General features: G+C 35.3%; 19 protein-coding genes. 16 read left to right on the top strand and 3 right to left on the bottom strand.

Annotated elements, in window-relative coordinates; genetic code table 11:
• Nucleotides 1-12 precede the first annotated feature (12 nt).
• The 3 genes from JMA43_RS09605 to JMA43_RS09595 all read left to right on the top strand — a co-directional run bounded on the left by JMA43_RS09605 (nucleotide 13) and on the right by JMA43_RS09595 (nucleotide 2,733).
• Nucleotides 13-1,374: a DEAD/DEAH box helicase gene (locus JMA43_RS09605; RefSeq protein ID WP_342156289.1), complete on the top strand. Its 1,362-nt coding sequence runs from the start codon at nucleotides 13-15 to the stop codon at nucleotides 1,372-1,374.
• Nucleotides 1,375-1,376: 2 nt separating this feature from the next.
• On the top strand, nucleotides 1,377-2,324 hold the full coding sequence (locus JMA43_RS09600) for an EamA family transporter (protein ID WP_342156288.1): 948 nt from the start codon (nucleotides 1,377-1,379) through the stop codon (nucleotides 2,322-2,324).
• Between the two features lie 103 nt (nucleotides 2,325-2,427).
• Nucleotides 2,428-2,733: a hypothetical protein gene (locus JMA43_RS09595; RefSeq protein ID WP_342156287.1), complete on the top strand. Its 306-nt coding sequence runs from the start codon at nucleotides 2,428-2,430 to the stop codon at nucleotides 2,731-2,733.
• A gap of 209 nt (nucleotides 2,734-2,942) precedes the next feature.
• Here JMA43_RS09595 and JMA43_RS09590 read toward each other — a convergent pair whose 3' ends face one another.
• Nucleotides 2,943-3,947, bottom strand: a complete 1,005-nt coding sequence (locus JMA43_RS09590; protein ID WP_342156286.1) for an NADP-dependent oxidoreductase — start codon at nucleotides 3,945-3,947, stop codon at nucleotides 2,943-2,945.
• Between the two features lie 253 nt (nucleotides 3,948-4,200).
• Between JMA43_RS09590 and JMA43_RS09585 the strand changes: the two genes are divergently transcribed.
• The gene (locus tag JMA43_RS09585) at nucleotides 4,201-4,659 is read left to right on the top strand and encodes a (2Fe-2S)-binding protein (protein ID WP_342156285.1); all 459 of its coding nucleotides are present in this window, start codon (nucleotides 4,201-4,203) and stop codon (nucleotides 4,657-4,659) included.
• Nucleotides 4,660-4,696: 37 nt separating this feature from the next.
• Nucleotides 4,697-6,955 carry a xanthine dehydrogenase family protein molybdopterin-binding subunit gene (locus tag JMA43_RS09580; protein ID WP_342156284.1) on the top strand — a complete coding sequence of 753 codons (2,259 nt, stop codon included), beginning with the start codon at nucleotides 4,697-4,699 and terminating at the stop codon, nucleotides 6,953-6,955.
• A gap of 75 nt (nucleotides 6,956-7,030) precedes the next feature.
• Here JMA43_RS09580 and JMA43_RS09575 read toward each other — a convergent pair whose 3' ends face one another.
• Both JMA43_RS09575 and JMA43_RS09570 read right to left on the bottom strand, forming a co-directional pair.
• The gene (locus JMA43_RS09575; RefSeq protein WP_342156283.1) at nucleotides 7,031-7,846 is read right to left on the bottom strand and encodes a DUF1853 family protein; all 816 of its coding nucleotides are present in this window, start codon (nucleotides 7,844-7,846) and stop codon (nucleotides 7,031-7,033) included.
• A 7-nt stretch (nucleotides 7,847-7,853) separates the two neighbouring features.
• The gene (locus tag JMA43_RS09570; protein WP_342156282.1) at nucleotides 7,854-9,365 is read right to left on the bottom strand and encodes a family 43 glycosylhydrolase; all 1,512 of its coding nucleotides are present in this window, start codon (nucleotides 9,363-9,365) and stop codon (nucleotides 7,854-7,856) included.
• Between the two features lie 129 nt (nucleotides 9,366-9,494).
• Here JMA43_RS09570 and JMA43_RS09565 point away from each other — a divergent pair, with 129 nt between their 5' ends.
• The 11 genes from JMA43_RS09565 (at nucleotide 9,495) to JMA43_RS09515 (ending at nucleotide 21,038) form a co-directional block, all read left to right on the top strand.
• The gene (locus tag JMA43_RS09565; RefSeq protein WP_342156281.1) at nucleotides 9,495-10,775 is read left to right on the top strand and encodes a serine hydrolase domain-containing protein; all 1,281 of its coding nucleotides are present in this window, start codon (nucleotides 9,495-9,497) and stop codon (nucleotides 10,773-10,775) included.
• 336 nt (nucleotides 10,776-11,111) lie between these two features.
• Complete coding sequence (locus tag JMA43_RS09560) at nucleotides 11,112-12,446, top strand: TolC family protein (RefSeq protein WP_342156280.1); 1,335 nt, start codon at nucleotides 11,112-11,114, stop codon at nucleotides 12,444-12,446.
• 17 nt (nucleotides 12,447-12,463) lie between these two features.
• Nucleotides 12,464-13,669, top strand: coding sequence for an efflux RND transporter periplasmic adaptor subunit (locus JMA43_RS09555; RefSeq protein WP_342156279.1), 1,206 nt, complete (start codon nucleotides 12,464-12,466; stop codon nucleotides 13,667-13,669).
• Between the two features lie 21 nt (nucleotides 13,670-13,690).
• Nucleotides 13,691-14,431: an ABC transporter ATP-binding protein gene (locus tag JMA43_RS09550; RefSeq protein ID WP_342156278.1), complete on the top strand. Its 741-nt coding sequence runs from the start codon at nucleotides 13,691-13,693 to the stop codon at nucleotides 14,429-14,431.
• A 19-nt stretch (nucleotides 14,432-14,450) separates the two neighbouring features.
• Nucleotides 14,451-15,668, top strand: coding sequence for an ABC transporter permease (locus JMA43_RS09545; protein ID WP_342156277.1), 1,218 nt, complete (start codon nucleotides 14,451-14,453; stop codon nucleotides 15,666-15,668).
• Between the two features lies 1 nt (nucleotide 15,669).
• Nucleotides 15,670-16,707 carry a sensor histidine kinase gene (locus JMA43_RS09540; protein ID WP_342156276.1) on the top strand — a complete coding sequence of 346 codons (1,038 nt, stop codon included), beginning with the start codon at nucleotides 15,670-15,672 and terminating at the stop codon, nucleotides 16,705-16,707.
• Complete coding sequence (locus JMA43_RS09535) at nucleotides 16,700-17,431, top strand: LytR/AlgR family response regulator transcription factor (RefSeq protein ID WP_342156275.1); 732 nt, start codon at nucleotides 16,700-16,702, stop codon at nucleotides 17,429-17,431. The genes JMA43_RS09540 and JMA43_RS09535 overlap by 8 nt, the downstream gene beginning before the upstream one ends.
• Nucleotides 17,432-17,577: 146 nt before the next feature.
• Complete coding sequence (locus JMA43_RS09530; RefSeq protein ID WP_342156274.1) at nucleotides 17,578-18,555, top strand: aldo/keto reductase; 978 nt, start codon at nucleotides 17,578-17,580, stop codon at nucleotides 18,553-18,555.
• Nucleotides 18,556-18,594: 39 nt separating this feature from the next.
• The gene (locus JMA43_RS09525; RefSeq protein WP_342156273.1) at nucleotides 18,595-19,464 is read left to right on the top strand and encodes a helix-turn-helix domain-containing protein; all 870 of its coding nucleotides are present in this window, start codon (nucleotides 18,595-18,597) and stop codon (nucleotides 19,462-19,464) included.
• Between the two features lie 115 nt (nucleotides 19,465-19,579).
• Entirely contained in the window at nucleotides 19,580-19,978 is a 399-nt protein-coding gene (locus JMA43_RS09520; RefSeq protein WP_342156272.1) for a (R)-mandelonitrile lyase, read from the top strand.
• 10 nt (nucleotides 19,979-19,988) lie between these two features.
• Nucleotides 19,989-21,038 (top strand): NAD(P)-dependent alcohol dehydrogenase, encoded by a 1,050-nt coding sequence (locus JMA43_RS09515; protein WP_342156271.1) that lies wholly within the window; start codon nucleotides 19,989-19,991, stop codon nucleotides 21,036-21,038.
• The last annotated feature ends 62 nt before the right edge of the window (nucleotides 21,039-21,100 follow it).

Here is a 21,100-nt window from a genome sequence, read left to right as displayed (position 1 = left end):
AAACGCAGTCGAATGTCATCTTTTGAAGAATTTAATATTTCCAAGCAATTACGTTACGCTATTGACGATTTAGGGTTTGAAACTCCAACACCTATTCAGGAAAAGGCATTTCCAGTGGTTATGTCTGGGCAAGATGTAATTGGTATTGCACAAACTGGAACCGGAAAAACATTTGCTTATATGTTGCCAATTCTTCAAGATTTGAAGTTTTCGAAACAGCAAAATCCGCGTGTACTTATCATGGTTCCAACCAGAGAGTTAGTGGTGCAAGTGGTAGAAGAAATTGCTAAGTTTAGTAAGTATATGAATGTGCGTGTTGAAGGTGTTTTTGGAGGAACAAACATCAACAGGCAAAAAGAGGCTTTGGCGCAAGGTACAGATATTGTAGTGGCTACGCCAGGGCGACTTTATGATTTGGTAATTAGCAGAGCTGTTCAGTTAAAATCGGTTAAAAAACTTGTGATTGATGAAGTCGATGTTATGCTCGATTTAGGTTTCCGTTTTCAGCTAAATAATATATTCGAACTTTTACCAGAACGCCGACAAAACATTATGTTTTCGGCAACAATGACCGATGAAATTGAAACCTTAATCAACGATTTTTTCCGCGGAACAACTAAAGTTTCAGTGGCTGTTAGTGGTACGCCTTTAGAAAATATTGATCAAAGTTGTTACAGCGTTCCAAATTTCTACACAAAAATTAATTTACTTCATCACTTATTAAAAGATAAGGAAGCATTTAAAAAAGTGTTGGTTTTTGTATCGAATAAAAAGAGTGCCGACTTATTGTTTACAGTTTTGACAGAAACTTTTAAAGACGATGTTTGTGTAATACATTCTAATAAAACACAAAATTACAGGCTCCGTTCCATAGAAGAATTTGAAGAAGGCGTACACCGTATTTTGGTCACTACAGATGTAATGGCAAGAGGACTTGACTTAACTAAAATCTCTCACGTTTTTAATTTTGACGTTCCTACATTTCCAGAAAACTATATGCACCGAATTGGTCGTACAGGTAGAGCAGAAGAGAAGGGAAGCGCTATTTTATTTTATACTGAAAAAGAAGCGGAAAACAAGGTTACTATCGAGGAATTAATGAAAATGGAAATTCCTGAAAAGGCTTTTCCTGAAGCAGTTGAAATTTCCACACAACTTACCGCAGAAGAGCGTCCAAGAGTTATAGAACCCGACAATCCGCATAAAAGGGTAGATGCTGATATGCCAGGGCCTAGCTTTCATGAAAAGAAGGAAAAAAACAAAAAAACAAATCAAGGAGGGTCCTACCGAAGAACCATCAAACAGAAATATAAAAAACCAAAAACTCGAGGCGATAAAAATTATAACAGGCGCAACAAAAAGAAGAAAAAATAACTATGAAACCCACTCCAAACAAAATTCTTATTGTTCTCGCTTTTATTGCTATTTACGTAATTTGGGGATCTACGTACTTTCTAAATAAAATTGCAGTTTCAGAATTACCGCCGTTTATGCTTGCATCCATTAGATTTATGAGTGCAGGAACATTGGCGTTTATTATTGCTAAAAGCATTGGGCTTGATATTAAAGTTTCTAAAAAGCAATTCAAAAACACCGCTATTGCTGGATTTTTATTTTTAACCGTTGGAAACGGATTTGTAGTTTGGGCGTTGAAACATGTCGATAGTGGCTTTGCCGCTCTCGAAATATCTGCACAGCCGTTGGTTGTTTTAATTCTACTTAGAATTTTAGAAGGAAAGAAAATAAAACTAATGTCGTTTATTGGAGTTTTACTCGGAATATTAGGAATTTATTTACTGGTAAGTCAGCAAACATTAGTAGCAAAAGAGAATAGTTTATCAGGAATTCTAGTTATATTTCTTTGTATGGCAAGTTGGGCTTACGCCAGTATTTTTGTGTCCAAAGCATCTTTACCTTCCAACTTTTTTGTCAATTCTGCCTATCAAATGTTAATCGGTGGCGCTTTATTAATGTTGTTAAGTTTGGCTGTTGGAGAGCAATGGTCGTTTCCTACGCAATGGAGCGGTAAAGTTCAATTAGCTATGGGCGCTTTAATTATCTTCGGAAGTATCGTTGCCTTTACTTCATTTAACTATTTATTACGTGTTGTATCTCCCGAAAAAGTAGCAACTTCTACTTATGTAAACCCTATAATTGCACTGTTTTTAGGATGGTTTTTCTTAGACGAATATGTTTCATTACAATCGGTTATTGCAGCAGCAGTATTATTAACAGGCGTATACTTTATCAACACCAAAAAAACAATCATGATTTTTTCAAGGTTTTCTCATCGGATAGCCAAAAAATACAGAGAGAACATGTAATTGTTTTTCAGAAAAAAAAGTTAAAATACAATTCTTCAACGCTACGAGTTAAACTATTTTTTATTTCTGAAGTCTAAGTTGTTATAACTTTAAATTTAAGAAGATGAATAAGAAAGTGATAACAGCACTAACCATTGTTGGAACCGTATTTTTTACTACTACAACTTTTGCGCAAGACAGACAAAGAGGAGAACGTAGAGAGCCGCCAAAACCAGAAGAGATTTTTAAAAAATTGGATGCTGATGAAAATGGCGTAGTTACAAAAGAAGAAATTAAAGACGATAGAATGGGAGCGCGTATGTTGGAACAATTTGACACCATTGACACCGATGAAAGTGGTGATGTAACGCTAGAAGAATTTAAAACATTTTTCGAAAGCCGAAAAAAAGAGCGTAGAAGTAGAGATTAATATTTTGAATATCCGTAATGTTCATATCAAAATTAAAATGTCAGGTCGAGCGTAGTCGAGACCCTATTTGAAGCTTGTTAAGACAAATAACCTCTCGACTACGCTCGAGGGGACAGATTCGGACAATCATCTAACATAAAAAAATCCGTCTAAAAAGTAATTTACTTTAACTTTTTAGACGGATTTTAAATTTTATCTAGTTAAAAGAATTATACTTTCACAATCATTTTCCCTTTGTTTTTTCCTTCAAACAAATCGAGAAAAGCCTGTGGAATATTATCAAATCCTTCTACAATTGTTTCTCTGTATGTTAGCTTGTTTTCTGCCAACCATGTACCTAATTGCTTAGCAGCTTCAGGAAATTTTTCTTGATAATTAGAAACTATAAAACCTTGCATCAAAGCACTGTTTTTCACCAAGAATGGCTGTACGCTAATTCCCGTTGGTAAACTCGTTTCGTTATACATAGATATTGCTCCACAAATAATTATTCTGGCAAATTTATTTATACTGAAAAGTACAGCATCCGAAATACTTCCGCCAACATTATCAAAGTAAATATCAACACCATCTGGGCAAGCCTTATGTATAGCACTTTGCATATCTTCAGTGCTGTTGTAGTTGATTCCTTCATCATACCCAAATTCACTTTTAAGAAGGCTTACTTTTTCGTCACTTCCAGCAATTCCAACAACACGAAGTCCTAATATTTTACCAATCTGACCAACAATACTTCCAACTGCGCCAGCTGCTCCAGAAACCAAGAGTGTTTCTCCTTTTTGCGGTTTTCCAATTTGTGTAAGTCCCAAATACGCAGTAAGACCAGTCATTCCAACAACACCCAAATAAGCCGATAACGGAATTTTACTTCCGTCAACTTTTCTAATTTCTTTTAAAGTTTCAGCAGTTAGAATTTGCTCTTCTTTCCAATCGAGTATTCCTGAAATAAAATCGCCAACAGCAAAGTTTTCATTTTCCGAAGTAATCACTTCAGCAACAATTCCAGAAGTAATAGGTTTTCCAACCTCAAAAGGCGCCACATAAGATTTTGATGCGCTCATTCGTCCTCTTAAATAAGGATCTACAGAAACGTATTTTGCTTGTACTTTAATTTCTCCTTTGTTTAAGGATTTAATTTCTTCTGAAATAAATTTAAAATTGTCCAAAGTAGGCATTCCTACTGGGCGGTTGTTTAATATAATTGTTTTACTCATGATGCATTTTTTTAAAGTTTGAAATTAATAAATACTCCTGCGGAACAAGAAAATAGAATGGTATTTTTATGTTAAAATCAAAAAAATTAAGTTTCATCATAATTTAGAACAAAAATAAATAGTTAGTAAACGCTTCATTTTTAGTATTTAGTCAGACTTTTTGGTTGAATTTTATAGCATTCTAAAAGCTATTGTTTGAATTTCTTATAATTCAATTCATTGAAATTCATTAATTTAAACAAAAAAATAAGGTATGCCTAATTACAAACTTAACATCAACGGAAAAGAACAAACCGTATCTGTAGATGAAACAACACCAATGTTATGGGTCTTAAGAGATCACTTACAATTTGTTGGAACAAAATTTGGTTGCGGAATTGCGCAATGCGGCGCCTGTACAATTCATATTGAAGGTGTAGCGGTACGCTCGTGTCAACTACCTGTTTCTGTGGTTGGCGATCAAAAAATAACTACCATCGAAGGATTATCTGAAAATGGCGATCATCCTGTACAAAAAGCATGGTTGGAGCACGATGTTCCTCAATGTGGTTATTGCCAAGCAGGACAAATTATGTCGGCTGCAGCATTACTAAATGCAAATGCAAATCCATCCGATCAAGAAATTGACGATGCAATGAGTGGCAATATTTGTCGCTGCGGAACGTACACACGTATTAAAAAAGCTATTAAAACTGCTGCTGCAGAGAAATAATAGTTTTAGAAAATCACCAACATTAAAACAGAACAGAGTGGCACTAATAAAAACAACATACGGAAGAAGATCGTTTTTAAAAACTTCAGCATTAGCAGGAGGAGGAATGATGATTGGCTTTAGTTGGCTAGCATCGTGTAATCCTTCGGCAAAAGAAGTTGCAAAACTACCAGATGAGTGGTTTGAGATAAACGGTTTCTTAAAAATAGGAGATAACGGCATGGTAACAATCATGTCTCCAAATCCAGAAATTGGTCAAAATGTAAAAACATCGATGCCGATGATCGTTGCAGAGGAATTGGATGTTGCATGGAAAAATGTAATTGTAGAGCAGGCAGCTTTAAACACTAAAATATATACCAATCAATTAGCGGGAGGAAGCCAATCTATCCGTCAAGGATGGGATGGTTTACGAATGGCTGGAGCTACTGCACGCCAAATGCTAAAGCAAGCGGCAGCGCAAAAGTGGGAAGTTCCTGTGGAAGAAATCACTTCAAAAGAAGGTGTTTTGCTCCATGAAAAATCTAACCAATCTATCGGTTATGGGGAAGTTGCTTCTTTAGCGGCTACTTTAGAAGTTCCAAAAGAAGTAGCTTTAAAAGAGCTTGATACTTTTAATATTATCGGGACTGATACCAAAAATGTAGATGGACAAAATATAGCAACAGGAAAACCTTTGTTTGGAATTGATCAGTACAAAGAGAATATGCTTATTGCAATGACTATTCATCCGCCAGCATTTGGTTTAAAATTAAAGTCTTTTGATGCTTTCGAAGCTAAAAAAATGCCTGGAATTCACGATGTTATCAGTATAAAAACGTATGAAGAAGGCTACAATAAAAATATGTTTGATGCTGATGCTTTCCCTGAATTAATTGTGGTTGTAGGAAATACAACATGGGAAGTAATGCAAGCTAAGAAAGCTGTAAAAGCATCTTGGGAGCCTTTCGAAACTTACGAAGAAGTGTTTAGTAATTTTTCTGGAAACGGAACTTTCTCTCAATCGGTGCCAAATGGTGCAGAGAGTAGTGCGTATCATTCCGAAGAAATGGAAAAGCTTTCGTCCAAATTAGCGAAAGAAGTTCGTAAAGATGGAGATCCTGAAAAAGCATTTAAAAAAGCAGCTAAAATTATAGAACGTAGTTATACAGCTCCTTTTTTGGCACACAATACGATGGAACCAATGAACTTTTTTGCTGATGTTACTGCTGACAAAGCACTGCTTAGCGGACCAATTCAAACTCCAGAGTTTATGGAGAAGTCGGTTGCAGCTAGACTTGGTTTACCTCTAGAAAAAATCGATATCCAAATGACGCGTCAAGGCGGTGGTTTTGGAAGACGCCTTTACGGACATTTTGTTGTTGAAGCGGCCGTGATATCTCAGAAAATTCAACGTCCTATAAAGTTAATGTACACTCGTGAAGACGATATGACCTTTGGAAATTATCGTCCAACATACCATGCACAATACCGAGCAGCTTTAGACGAAAACAATAATTTAATTGGTTTTCATGTGAGAGCAGGAGGAATTCCAGAAAGTCCGCTTTTTGCCAATCGTTTTCCAGCTGGAGCAATCGATAATTATTTAGCTGAATCTTGGGCAGTAGCTTCAAATATTTCGGTTGGTGCATTTAGAGCGCCACGCTCAAATTTTATTGCGGGTGCAGAGCAGTCATTTTTAGATGAAATTGCCGAAACTATCGGGAAAGATCCATTCGAATTTAGACTTGAACTTTTAGAGCGTGCAGCAAAAAATCCTGTTGGAGAGAAAAACGATTATGACCCTAAGAGATATGCAGGTGTTTTAGAACTTGTTAAGGAGAAATCGAATTGGGCGTCAGACAATTCTACGAATACTTTTAAAGGTGTTTCTGCTTATTTCTGTCATAATTCGTACGTAGCAAATGTATTAGAAATGACGATGGAAAATGATACGCCAGTAGTACAAAAGGTATATTGTGCCGTAGATTGTGGTATTGTTGTTAACCCAATTGCAGCCTCCAATATGGTAGAAGGAGGTACAGTTGATGGTATCGGTCAAGCTATGTATAGCGGACTAACTTTTGAAGATGGAAAGCCACAGCAAACCAATTTTGACCGTTATAGATTGATACGTCATCGGGAAGCGCCAAAAGATGTTGAAGTGCATTTTGTGGAGAGTAAAGAGCATCCAACAGGACTTGGAGAACCGCCTTTTCCTCCAATTATGGGAGCACTTGCCAACGCTTTATACAAGGCTACTGGTCAACGTCATTACCACCAGCCGTATATAACACAGAAAAAAGTTGTGAGTTAATATAAAGTTTAGACATAAAAAATGCCTACCAGTATTAATAACGGTAGGCTTTTTTATGATTTACAATTCAATGTATCACCACCAAACAACAAAAAACTTTTTAATAATTCCGTTAGGATATTTTATCCAACATAAAGGCGATTTTTTTAAACTGACAAGATTTTCAATTTCTGCTGAAAACGCATCAAATAAAATCCAATCGACTGCTGCGTGCGGATTTACAAGCCAATTCTTTTTCGATGGAATATAAAACTTTCCCGCTTGTAGTTGTTGCAATTCAGTATGATGAATATAAAAACCTGTTACACATTCTTCATTTATTTGTTTAAAATCAATTGAATATTTTCCGAAAGGAAGAAACAATTGAGCTTTAAAAAGTACTTCCTGCTTAATAGTTTCAACCTTAATATTTAATGAATTTAATAAGGGCTGTGTAAACGGATTGTAGAGTAGTGGAAGCTGTTTTTCTTTCAACTTCGTTAATTTCATCAATAAAGTGTCTTTTCTGTTTGGTCCAATCCAGTGCTCAATTTCAGTGGTTCCTACAGTTTCATCATACAAATAAAACTTATAAATTATCTCTAAATGAATAGGGGTATTTGCTTTAAAAAGTAAACAATCAATTTCGCCAATGGTTTGTTTGTTGTTTTGTACTTGATAGTTCTCAGCTACTATTTCAACATCGTTTTGAGTTGCCAATTCTTCACTTACAAATTGTTCCACAAGTTTCCCTAATCTTAAATTAGGAGTGAGTTTTCGGTTGAAAACAATTGTTTTATCAGTAGAAAATTCAAACTGCTTTAAATTGTAAACATTACTTCCATGCCAAAGCAAAGGCGTATCTGAATAACCTTGAAATTGAAGTTGAATATTTTTAGTAGCTGTATTCAAAATGTATTTAATTTATCGGTTTGTATGTAAAGTTCTTAAACTTTACTTCTCCATCACCCATAGCTACAAGTCCGATTCGCAAACTTAAAAAACCACCCAAAACATTGTGATGATAAGCAGAAACCTCTAGCGAACTCTCTACTTTGTTCCAGTTTTTTCCATCGGTACTGTAATACATATTTACAACATTTTCCTTGTTTTCAAGTTTTAGGTGTACTTTATTTTTTAATACATCTTTTTCGGTAACAAATTGCCATCCGCGTAAATTGGTATACACATCTTTTTTATCTGCTAAAACTCCAGAAAACGCTCTGTCGTTGTAAAAAAGTGTAAATCCACCAATGGCTGTTCCTGTAGTTTCTAACTCAATTTCGGCAGTGTAGGAATGATCTGAAGGCACCAAAAGTACTGGAGCACTGTTCGCAATATTATTCCCTTTTCCTTTTATTGTTAAGGTATTGTTTTTAACTGAATAACGCTCTTTGTCATCCGAATTGAAAAAGTGCCATTGTGGGTTTAATGTATTTCCATCAAAATCATCACTCAAGGTAAAACTGCTTGGTGTATTCTTTTTATACGGAAGTTTTATAGGCTGATCGATTTGTACATTTTCGGGCATTTTAAACCAACCATCTTCAGTCCATTCTAAAGGAGAAAGCATTGTTTGTCTCCCCATATTTTGATGATCCTTTTCGTATCCGTGAAAAATCATCCATAAATTATCTTTTGTGCCGTTAAAGATTGTAGCATGCCCAACCGACCACCATTGATCTTCTGCCGATTCGGTACGGATAATTGGATTGTAAGGAGAGTTTTCCCAAGGACCGATAGGCGATTTCGATCTAGCTGAAATAACCATATGCCCTGTAGCTGGACCTGCAGTACCACCTTCAGCAACTGTTAAATAGTAATATTCGCCATGTTTCATAATTTTCGGACCTTCCATACAAAAACATTCTATTGTCCATTCCTTTGGAATTTCCCATCCATCATATGCATGCTTTAATTCCCCTTTGGTCGCCAATCCATCTTTTGTGAGTTCTATGTAACCTCCGTCGCTAAAATATAAATAGCGATTTCCGTTAGCATCGGCAATATGTCCAGGATCGATATTTCCAATTTTTAAGTCGATTGGTTCACTCCAGGGGCCTTCAATTTTATCAGCATAAATAACATAATTGGTGTTATTAGAAGGAAGATAGATGTAATATTTGCCATTGTGTTTTACAAGATCTGGAGCCCAAACCGAGCCAATATAGTTTTGTAATGCATTGGTAACTGGCTCCCAATTTATCAAATCGGTTGAATGCCAAATTGTTAATCCTGGGTGGTATTCAAAAGAAGAATGTGTTAAATAATAATCGTCTCCGTCAACCAGAATGCTTGGGTCTGGATAATCACCTGGAAAGATAGGGTTCATGTATTCATTATCAGCTAGGTTGTGCTTTGGATTTTGCTTTTGAGCACTTGCTATTATGAATAATTGCAAAAAAAATAGTAGTAGAATTGGTTTTTTCATTATAAAAAAATTAAATAATTGCAGTAAAGTTAAACTTTTTTTGGTCTTATAGTCAAAATAAATATAAGTATTAATTGTTCGATTAGAATATTTTTTTACTTTTAATCTCCATTAAAAAATCAATAAAACATGACCTATAAAAGAAGTATTAGCAATATAGTATTGCTACTTGTATTTTTTATTTTTCAAAATTCACTAACAGCTCAAAATTTAGCAAAAGTAAATCCAGAATCTGTTGGGTTTTCTTCTGAACGGTTGGAGTTTTTAACCAATACTTTTAAGCAGTATGTTACAGATGAAAAATTATCTGGATCGGTAACATTAGTCGCTAGACATGGAAAAATAGCCTATTTTAATGCTGAAGGGTTTCAGGATATTGAAAATAAAATTCCGATGCAAGAGAATACAATATTCCGTATTGCATCACAAACAAAAGCAATTGTAAGTGTTGGAATTATGATGCTTCAAGAAGAAGGAAAACTACTTATTTCTGATCCTGTTGGAAAGTATATTCCAGAATTTCAAAATACTACGGTAGCTGTTGCAAATGAAAATGGAGGTTATGAAGTTGTTCCTGCAAAGAGACCAATTACCATTCACGATTTGTTAACGCATACGTCTGGTGTGGGTTACGGCGGTGGTGTAGCCGAAAAAGAATGGAATAAAGCTGGAATCCAAGGTTGGTATTTTGCAGATAGAAATGAACCAATTCTTGAAACAGTTAAACAAATTGCGAGTTTACCTTTTGAAGCTCAACCAGGAGAGCAGTTTGTTTACGGCTATAATACCGATATTTTAGGAGCGATTATCGAAGTGGTTTCAAAAACTTCTTTAGATAACTTTTTACACACAAAAATTTTGAATCCGCTTCAAATGAACGATACTCATTTCTATGTACCTTCAGCAAAGAGTAATCGTGTAGCAACAGTATATTCTTCCGCAGAAAATGGTATCGAGAGAGCGCCTACGGAAGGAACAATGGTGTCTCAAGGGAATTATGTGAAAGGACCAAAAGTGAGTTTTTCAGGGGGTGCAGGGTTGATTAGTACAGCCAACGATTATGTACGATTTTTACAAATGATGCTGAATAAAGGAACTTTAAACGGCGTTCGAATTTTATCGCGTAAATCGGTAGAATTAATGACAACCAACAATTTAAATGAAGCTGAATTTTCTTGGGGAAAAGGAACAGGTTTTGGACTTGGTTTTACGGTACTTGAAGATTTAGGAAAACGCGGAACGCTAGGAAGTGTTGGAGAATACGGTTGGGGAGGAGCTTACCACTCGACTTATTGGGTAGACCCTGCAGAAGATTTAATTGTGGTGTATTTTACGCAATTAATTCCTGCAAACAACATAGATGATCATGAAAAACTAAGAGCTTTGATCTATCAAGCAATTGAAGATTAATAGCAGTGTCTGAAACCTCAAATACCCTAAAGATGAGATTTGGGAAAAGGGAAAAGCGAAATTGTTTATTTTTTCATAAACTTAAAATAAATTCCCTTTCACAAATATAGGGACAATATATAATAGCTAGTATTCAGTGAACAACAAACCACAAACTATAAACTACAAGCTATGAAATGTCGTCGATAAAATAAACATAAATGTATAGAGAATTAGGGCAAACGTCTATTCTCTTTTAAAATATAGTAAAGTATTAAAACCTTTGATGTGTAATTGAATTATCTCGAAGCGTAATCCAACTAGAAAACGCTTAAAGAAGAATTAAACACATCGAAAATGAAAAAATACTTTGCTATATTTTTTTTACTGAGCATTGTTAAAATACAAGCTCAAGAAGTTTCAACGCAAGTTCCAGATGGAAAAGTTTGGACACTTCAAGAATGTTTAGACTACGCTGTAGAAAACAGTATTACGGTAAAAGATGCGCAATACAATGAGCAAACAGCTACGGTTACTTACAAACAATCAAAATCGTCTAGGTTACCAAATTTAACCAGTTCGGCTTCGCAAACTTTTACAAATGGGCAATCTATCGACCCTATTACGAGTGATTTTGTAAACGAACAAATCCATTCAACTAGTTTTGATTTAAATTCATCTGTAACAATATTCCAAGGGAATCAGTTAAACAATCAAATCAAACAAAGTAAACTCTTGGTTGATCAAAACTCACTTTATGTTGAAGAGGCTAAAAACAATATCATTTTAAGTGTTACAGAGGCTTATTTACAGGCGTTGTATGCAAAAGAAGGAATTATAATTGCTGAAAAAAACTTAGAAGCTTCAGAAAAAGAAAGTGCAACAGCCAAAGCTCGATATGAAGCTGGAAGTATTGCTATGCAAGATTATACAGATGCAATTTCGCAAGAGGCAACCAATAAATACAGTTTAATAGAAGCAAAAAACTCGTACGCGCAACAACTCATTACTTTAAAACAATTGTTAGAGTTAGAACCTTTAGTGAATTTTGAAATTGAAGCGCCAAATACCGAAACGTACATTGCACCAATAATTTCCGATAGAAATAATGTTTACGAAGCTGCATTGGAATATTTACCAGAATATGAAGCGGCGGCTTTGGGAGTGGATGTTTCTAAGAAAGACTTGGAGATTGCCAAAGGAGCGTATTTGCCTAGTTTGGCGCTATCAGGAAGTTTAGGATCTGGATATACCAGTGTACAAGATTTTAACTTTAAAGATCAAATGAATAGCAATTTCAATCAGCGGGTTGGACTTTCATTGACGGTGCCAATATTCAATAGAAATCAAACTAAAGCTGAAGTTCAAAAAGCAAAAATTGCGATAGATCAATCTAAAATTCAGCAGCAAACTATTCAGAAAGAAATATATAAAAAAGTAGAAACAGCCTATCAAAATGTAGTAGCAACGCAAGAGCAGTTGGAAGCTGCAAAAGCGGCAAGTACAGCTGCGGAGGAATCGTATAAACTGGCACAAAAGAAATACGATTTAGGAGGACTCAACTCAACCGATTTAATTATCAGTCAGAATACGTTTACCAATGCGCAACAAAACTACTTACAAGCAAAATACTTAAATATTTTATACACGCAATTGTTAGAATTTTATCAAGGAAACGAAATCAAAATTTAAAAGAATAAACATAACTCATGAAAAATAAAAAAATAAAAATAATAGCTTTTGTAGCAATAGCACTTATTGGAGTGGGAGTTGCTTATAAGCTGCTAAACAAAAGCACTACAGCGCCAATTACTGTAGAAACTATTGTTGCCAAAAAAGGAAATGTAACCAAAATGGTAACTGCCACAGGAACTGTACAACCACTTACTGAGGTGGAAGTTGGAACACAAGTTTCTGGTGAAGTAGAGAAGATTTATGTTGATTTTAATACAGAAGTTAAAAAAGGGCAACTCATAGCCGAACTCGATAAAACAAATTTAAAAGCAGCCTTAGCACAAGCAAAAGCAACGTATAACAATGCTTTAAATGAAAAGCTATATCTGCAAAAAATTTATGATCGTCAAAAAACACTCTTTGACAATCGAGTGATAAGTGAAGCCGATTACGACGAAGCTTTGTACAATTTAAACACTGCAAAAAACACTGTAGATCAACGTTATTCTGATTATCAACAAGCAAAAACTAATTTGAGTTACGCCGATATTTATTCGCCAATAGATGGGGTTGTACTTTCAAAAGAAATAGATGAAGGGCAAACAGTAGCGGCTAGTTTTGAAACGCCAACACTTTTCACCATTGCCAAAGATTTAAAAGAAATGCAGGTGGAAGCCGATGTTGATGAAGCTGATATTGGAGAAGTTCAAGAAGGACAACGTGTTACATTTACCGTAGATGCATACCAACAACAAGAATTTGTTGGGGAAGTTACACAAGTGCGTTTAAACCCTACGGAAGAATCTAATGTGATAACCTATACAGTTGTTATCAAAGCCGATAATCCTGAACAAAAGCTAAAACCTGGGTTAACAGCTACGGTTTACATTTATAGTTTGGAGTTGCAAAATACGTTAACTGTAGAAGCAAAAGCTGTTAATTTTCAGCCAGATATGAATGTGTTGCACGCCTATGAACTTCAGGAGGGAATAGCGATAAAGCCTAAAGAATTAAATCAACCTACTGCTTCAGAAAGTATACTTTGGGTTTTAGATGGAAAAGAAATTCAGCCTAAAAAAGTGAAACTCGGACAAAGTGATGGGGTTAATGTACAAGTGCTTAGCGGAATCTCGGAAGGGGATAAATTGGTTTACAACTTAAAAGCTTCTTCTGTAATGTCGGCTCCACCGGGAGATAATGAGAGTCCGTTTATGCCAAAACCTCCAGGAAAAAAGAAGTAATCTCAAATTAAAAATATTCAGATGAAAAAAGAGATTATAAAAATCGAAAACTTGAAGAGATCCTTTAAAATGGGTGAAGAAACTGTTCATGCACTCAAAGGAATTTCATTCACAATTCACGAAGGAGAGTTTGTTACCATTATGGGATCTAGTGGGTCTGGTAAAAGTACGATGCTTAATATTTTAGGCTGTTTGGATCAGCCCACCGAAGGAGTTTACGAAATTGACGGTGTTAAAATGAAGACACTTTCTAAAAATGAATTGGCGAAAATCAGAAATGAAAAAATTGGATTTATCTTTCAGTCATACAACTTGTTACCACGTACCAGCGCTATTGAAAATGTAGAACTTCCGTTAATGTACAACAATTCGGTAAGTACCGATATACGAAAAGAAAGTTCTGTAAACGCTTTAGAAAGAGTAGGACTTGGAGAACGTTTGCACCATACTCCTGCACAACTTTCGGGAGGTCAACAACAGCGTGTTGCCATTGCAAGATCGTTGGTGAACGACCCCGTTGTAATTCTTGCTGATGAAGCTACAGGAAACCTAGACACACGTACTTCCTACGAAATTATGTCGCTTTTTCAAGAGTTAAACAAAAACGGAAAGACGATTGTGTTTGTAACCCACGAACCCGATATAGCCGAATTTAGCAGTCGAACTATAGTTTTAAAAGATGGAAATATTATAAAAGATGCCTATAACAACAATATTTTAAATGCTGCTGAAGCTCTTGCCTCACTTCCGAAGGAAGATTAGCAAACTTAATACAATACACATGAAAATATCCAATTTAATAAAAACCGCTTGGAATGCCATCCTCATCAATAAAGTGCGAACTTTACTTACTATGCTCGGGATAATTATAGGAGTTGCTTCTGTAATTACCATGTTGGCTATTGGAGAAGGTTCCAAAGAAAGTATAAAAACACAAATATCAAGCATGGGGTCGAATATGATTAATATTAGACCTGGAGCTGATATGAGGGGTGGAGTTCGGTTGAATCCTAGTGATATGCAAACCTTAAAACTCAAAGATTACGAAGCGTTAAAAGAGCAAGCCGATTTACTTACAGATGTTTCTCCACAGGTAACAGGAAGCGGACAAGTAATTTATGGAGCTAGCAACTGGCCAACGAGTATTTACGGTGTTTCTACATCGTTTATCGATATTAAAAAGTTCACTGTAGAAGATGGAAGCATGTTTACAGAAGCCGATGTGAAATCGTTTGCAAAAGTGGCTGTTATTGGGCAAACCATTGTTGAAAATCTATTTCCGAATGAAAATCCGGTTGGAAAAATGATTCGTTTTGACAATACTCCTTTTAAAGTGATTGGGGTGTTAAGTGAAAAAGGAGAAAACACCTTTGGTCAAGATCAAGACGATGTTATTTTAACTCCGTACACTACGGTACAAAAGCGTATTTTAGCGATTGATTATATCCAAAGTATTGTGGCGTCTGCTGTAAGCGAGGAACAAGCTGAAGATGCTGTCAACCAAGTAACTGATATCTTACGAACACAACATCAAATTAGCTCGAATGAAGAAGATGATTTTAACGTGTTTTCTATGGATGAATTAATTTCTACTTTTAGTTCCACGAGTGAAATGTTAACCGTGTTATTGGTTGCCATTGCAGGAATTTCTCTTTTAATTGGCGGTATCGGGATTATGAATATCATGTATGTCTCTGTAAAAGAACGTACCCGTGAAATCGGATTGCGAATGGCAGTAGGAGGTAGAGGAGATGATATCTTAAAACAATTTCTAATTGAAGCCATTTTAATAAGTATTACAGGTGGAATAATTGGTGTATCTTTGGGTTTATTGGCAACCTATTTGGTCGAAAATTTATTGAATTGGCCAACTAGTATTACGAGTTTTTCTATTATGATTTCGTTTGCTGTTTGTGCAATTACAGGTATTTTCTTCGGATGGTATCCTGCACGAAAAGCAGCAGCACTCGACCCAATTAACGCCTTGAGATACGAATAGTATGATTATCAAAAAAAATAAAACTACTACTGTAATTTTTCATGTGTTGGTATGGTTAGCTTTATACAGTTTTCCATACCTATTTTTGGCTGGACAGCAAGAAGGTTTATCGAAAGTTATAGCGCATTCGTGGGTACCGCTTTCTATGTATGCTATGGTTTTTTATTCCAATTACTTTGTGTTTATTGATCGCTATTTTTTTCCGAAGAAATTAGTGCCATATTTTATCATAAACGCTGTTCTCATTACAGCAGCTATTTCGTTTTCAGGATTTATCATAGATACTTTTTTTCAGAATGCAATACCAAAACCGCATGACAATGATGGTCCGCCACGAACGTTATTTTTGTATTTACAAATAGGTTCATATTTAATTCCGCTTATTTTTTCTATAGCCTTAAAAATTACAGAACGCTATTTAAAGGCGGAATCTGAACGAAAAGAAGCTGAAAATATAAAGCTAGAAGCCGAATTACAACACTTAAAATACCAATTACAGCCGCATTTTTTCTTCAATTCGTTAAACAACATTTACTCCATGGTCGACACTTCTCCTGAAGAAGCAAAAGCAACCATACATAATTTAAGTAAATTGATGCGATATTTATTGTACGAAACAAATACCCAAAAAGTTTCGCTACAAAACGAAGTTAACTTCCTTGAAAAATATATCGAATTGATGAAATTAAGACTGACGGAAAACACCCAAGTCAATTATCAATTTGATAAAACAGAATCAAGTGTAAAAGTAGTACCACTTTTATTTATTTCGTTAGTCGAAAATGCCTTTAAACACGGGGTATCTGCAACTCAAAAAAGTACGATTGACTTCAGTTTAAAAACAACAGACAAGCAGTTAAAATTTAGAACTGAAAATTATAATTTTCCAAAGAGTGATTTTGATAAAAGTGGTTCTGGTATTGGGTTACAAAACATTAAAAAACGATTAGAATTGCTGTATCCCAACAAGCACGAAGTGAAATTTGAGGTAAAAGATGATAAATTTATTGCTGAATTAAATATCGAAATTGATGGATAAATTGATGCTAGATTGTATTGTTGTTGATGACGAGCCGATGGCAGCCAACTTGGTGGTGAATTATATTGAAAAAACACCTTTTTTAAATTTAAGAGGAAAGTTTCACAATGCTATTGAAGCGCTAAATTTTGTTTCTGAAAACCCTGTACAATTACTGTTTTTAGATATTCAAATGCCTGACTTAACGGGACTCGAATTATCTAAAATGCTCCCTAAAAATGCCAAAATTATTTTCACCACAGCATTCGATCAATATGCTTTGGAGGGATTTAAAGTAGAAGCACTCGATTATCTTTTAAAACCTTTTGACTATGCCGAGTTTTTAACAGCTGCCAATAAAGCAAAAAAATGGTTTACGATGCTCGAGAGTTCATCTGGACTAAATACTTCAACTGAGAGTGATTTCCTGTTTATAAAGTCTGAATACAAACATTTACGAATAAAGCTCTCTGATGTCTTATATTTTGAGGGCTTGAAAGATTATATCAAAATTTGGCTTAAAAACGAATCCAAGCCAATTTTAACGCTTAAAAGTTTAAAATCGTTAGAGGAGGAGTTGCCAAAAAATCAATTTATGCGGGTGCATCGTTCGTATATTGTGGCTTTAAAAAGTATTGAAGAAGTAGAGCGAAGTCAGATTATTATCAATGGAAAAAGAATTACAGTTTCCGAGCAATACAAACCCGATTTTTTGAACTTCATAAATGACAATTCTCTTAGCTAAACTTGACTGCTAAGTATTTCTTCGTATCATTATTAACAATTAGAACTTCAATTTATTTTCAGTAAAAATGGTATAAACATCTGTAATATGTATACAAATAAGCAGCTAAAAAGCGAGAAATTTGTATTGTATAAAAAACTTTACAGATGAAAAAGAGAATTTTAGGAAACGGATTAGAAGTTTCTGAGTTAGGATTGGGTTGTATGGGGTTGAGTTTTGGCTATGGACCAGCAACCGACAAAGAAGATGCCATAAAATTAATTCGAAGTGCATACGAGCAGGGCGTAACTTTTTTTGATACTGCGGAAGCATATGGCGCTATCAATGAGCAATTGTTGGGAGAGGCTTTGGAGCCTTTTAGAAGAGAAGTTGTGATTGCCACAAAATTCGGATTTAAAAATGGAGATTCTAGTCAAGGGCAAGACAGTCGTCCAGAGCGCATTAGAGCAGTTGCCGAAAAGTCGTTAAAACATTTAAAAACCGATGTAATAGATTTGTTTTACCAACATCGTGTAGATACAAATGTACCTATGGAAGATGTTGCAGGAACTGTAAAAGACCTTATTAATGAAGGAAAAGTAAAGCACTTCGGGATGTCGGAAGCAGGTGTAGATTCTATAAAGAAAGCACATGCAGAACAGGCGGTGACAGCTTTGCAAAGCGAATATTCTTTGTGGTGGCGTGAACCAGAAAATGAAATCTTACCAACACTTGAAGAATTAGGAATTGGCTTTGTGCCTTTTAGTCCGCTTGGAAAAGGATTCTTAACCGGAAAAATTAATGAAACTACTACCTTCGATAAAACCGATTTTAGAAATATTGTACCAAGATTTAGCGAAGAAAACCGAAAAGCAAATCAAGTATTGATTACCGTTTTGGAAACATTGGCAAATCAAAAACAAGCGTCGCCAGCACAAATTGCATTGGCATGGATTTTAGCTCAAAAATCGTGGATTACACCAATTCCAGGCACAACAAAATTACACCGCTTAACCGAAAATATTGGAGCTTCTACTATTGATTTATCGGCTACAGATTTAGCTGAAATCAATACTGCATTTAACAATATAAAAGTACAAGGTGATCGTTACCCAAAACATTTACAGGATAGAGTAGGGAAGTAATTTACTTTATATTATTATTTGAATTTCTTAATTTTGTACATGGAAAATAAAAACACACGTTCCGTTTCTTCATTTAACAACGAACTCAAACTAAAAGGCTTTAATGTTTTTCAGATTGAGAGCGATGGAAATGCAACAAAAGTTTACAGTCGGAAAGATTTTTATAAAATCTGTTTAACCACAGGAAAGAGTAAAATTCATTATGCTGATAAAAGTTTTGAGCAGGAGGGAACTGTGTTGTTTTTTGGCAATCCACACATTCCTTATTCGTGGGAAACTATTTCTACTACCTACCGCGGATTTACATGTTTGTTTTCCGAAGAATTTTTAAAAATATCCGATCGTTCAGAAAGCATATTACAATCACCATTATTTAAAATTGATGGAACTCCTGTATTAAAAATCAATCAGCAGCAAAAAGAAAATTTAGAAGCTATTTTTGAAAAAATGCTTCAGGAACAAGCTTCAGACTATACATTTAAAGACGATTTAATTAGAAACTACATCCACTTAATCATTCATGAGGCATTAAAAATAGAACCTGTAAAAGACGAGCTATTACAAATGAATGCTTCAGCTAGGTTAACCGCAGTGTTTTTAGAACTTTTGGAGCGTCAGTTCCCAATTGAAACTGCCGATAATCCTTTAAAACTCCGAAGTGCAAAAGATTATGCCGAAGTTTTATCGGTACATGTAAATCATCTCAATCGATCTGTAAAAGAGATTACTGGAAAATCTACTTCTACGCATATTCAAGAGCGAATTGTACACGAAGCAAAAGCCTTGTTACAGCATACAAATTGGAATGTAAACGAAATTGCCTACGCCCTTGGATTTGAATATTCAACATATTTTAATAACTTTATAAAAAGGCACACCAATACAACCCCTAAAGCTTTCCGAAGTTAATTTATTGTTTGAAAATCATATTTTTTGGTTTGATAATTATTGCAGATTCCCTACCTACTGTTTGTAATTTTGTTCTCTACTCAAGTTTTAATTCTTATAAAATAAATATAAGTATATGGAAATCATTAGAAATGGAGCACAAGCCACAGTCAAAGGCCCAGACGATTGGTTTACTGGAGCTGTACAAATAGACCCTTTATTTACGCAACAACCTGAAATTACAAAGGCAGCAGGAGCAAAAGTAACCTTTACTCCAGGAGCCCGAACAGCTTGGCACACACATCCGGCCGGACAAACTTTAATAGTTACAGAAGGAGTAGGGTGGGTACAACGCGAAGGAGGCCTAGTAGAAGAAATAAAACCAGGGGATGTTGTGTGGTTTGCACCCAATGAAAAGCATTGGCATGGTGCATCGCAACATAAATCGATGACACACATTGCAATTCAAGAAGAAGTTAATGGAGAAGCGGTTACTTGGATGGAAAAAGTAAGCGATTCTGATTATAAAATTTAAATAAAACACTATGGAAACAACAATTGTAAAAGCATATGGTACAGACGCCGCGGAGGCACCGATGCAAAATATAGATATTAAAAGAAGAGGTTTACTTGCCAACGATGTAGAAATAGACATTTTATACTGCGGGATTTGTCATTCCGACTTACATGCTGTACACAATGATTGGGGAGGAACTACATATCCAATTGTTCCTGGGCATGAAATAGTTGGGAAGATTACAAAGATTGGAAGTGAAGTCACCAAATTTAAAGTGGGCGATATTGCGGCTATTGGCTGTATTGTTGATAGTTGTGGACATTGCCATCAATGTAATGAAGGAGAAGAACAATTTTGTGAAGAAGGATGGACAGTTGTATTTAACTCTCCAGATAAACACTTGGGTGGTATGACTTACGGCGGATTTTCAGAACGTATAGTTGCTGATGCAAATTACGTTTTAAAAATGCCAGATTTCGATGATTTAGCTGCGGCCGCACCTTTATTATGTGCAGGAATTACAGTGTATTCACCTTTAAAACATTGGAAAGTTGGACCCGGTAAAAAAGTAGGAATTATTGGTATTGGAGGCCTCGGACACATGGCAATTAAAATTGCAAAAGCAATGGGTGCCGAAGTTACTGTTTTTACAACTTCGGAAGCTAAAGTAGCTGATGCTAAACGCTTAGGAGCTGATTTTGCAATACTTTCTAAAGATCCAGCGCAAATGAAAACGGCTCGTGGTTTTGACATGATTTTGGATACAGTTTCTGCAAAACACGATGTCAATACATATTTACAAGCATTAAATGTTGATGGTAGTTTGGTGTTAGTTGGACTTCCAAATGAACCTCTTGAAGTTGGTGCGTTTAATGTTGTTAACGGTCGTAAAAGTTTTTCTGGTTCAAATATTGGAGGAATTGCCGAAACTCAAGAAATGTTAGAGTTTTGTGCTAAACATCAAATTACAGCCGATATTGAATTAATTAGCGTACCAGAAGTTAATGAAGCTTTTACACGTTTAGAAAATGGCGATGTTAAATATCGTTTTGTAATCGATCTAAAAACGCTTAATTAAGCATAGATATCATCATATAATTATTTACAAATTAAAGCTATCAATCATGATAGCTTTTTTTA

This window comes from Joostella sp. CR20, from assembly GCF_038433465.1.
GTDB lineage: Bacteria > Bacteroidota > Bacteroidia > Flavobacteriales > Flavobacteriaceae > Galbibacter.
The sequence above is the reverse complement of the archived record's forward strand: the minus strand, read 5'-3'. Positions and strand labels throughout refer to the sequence as shown.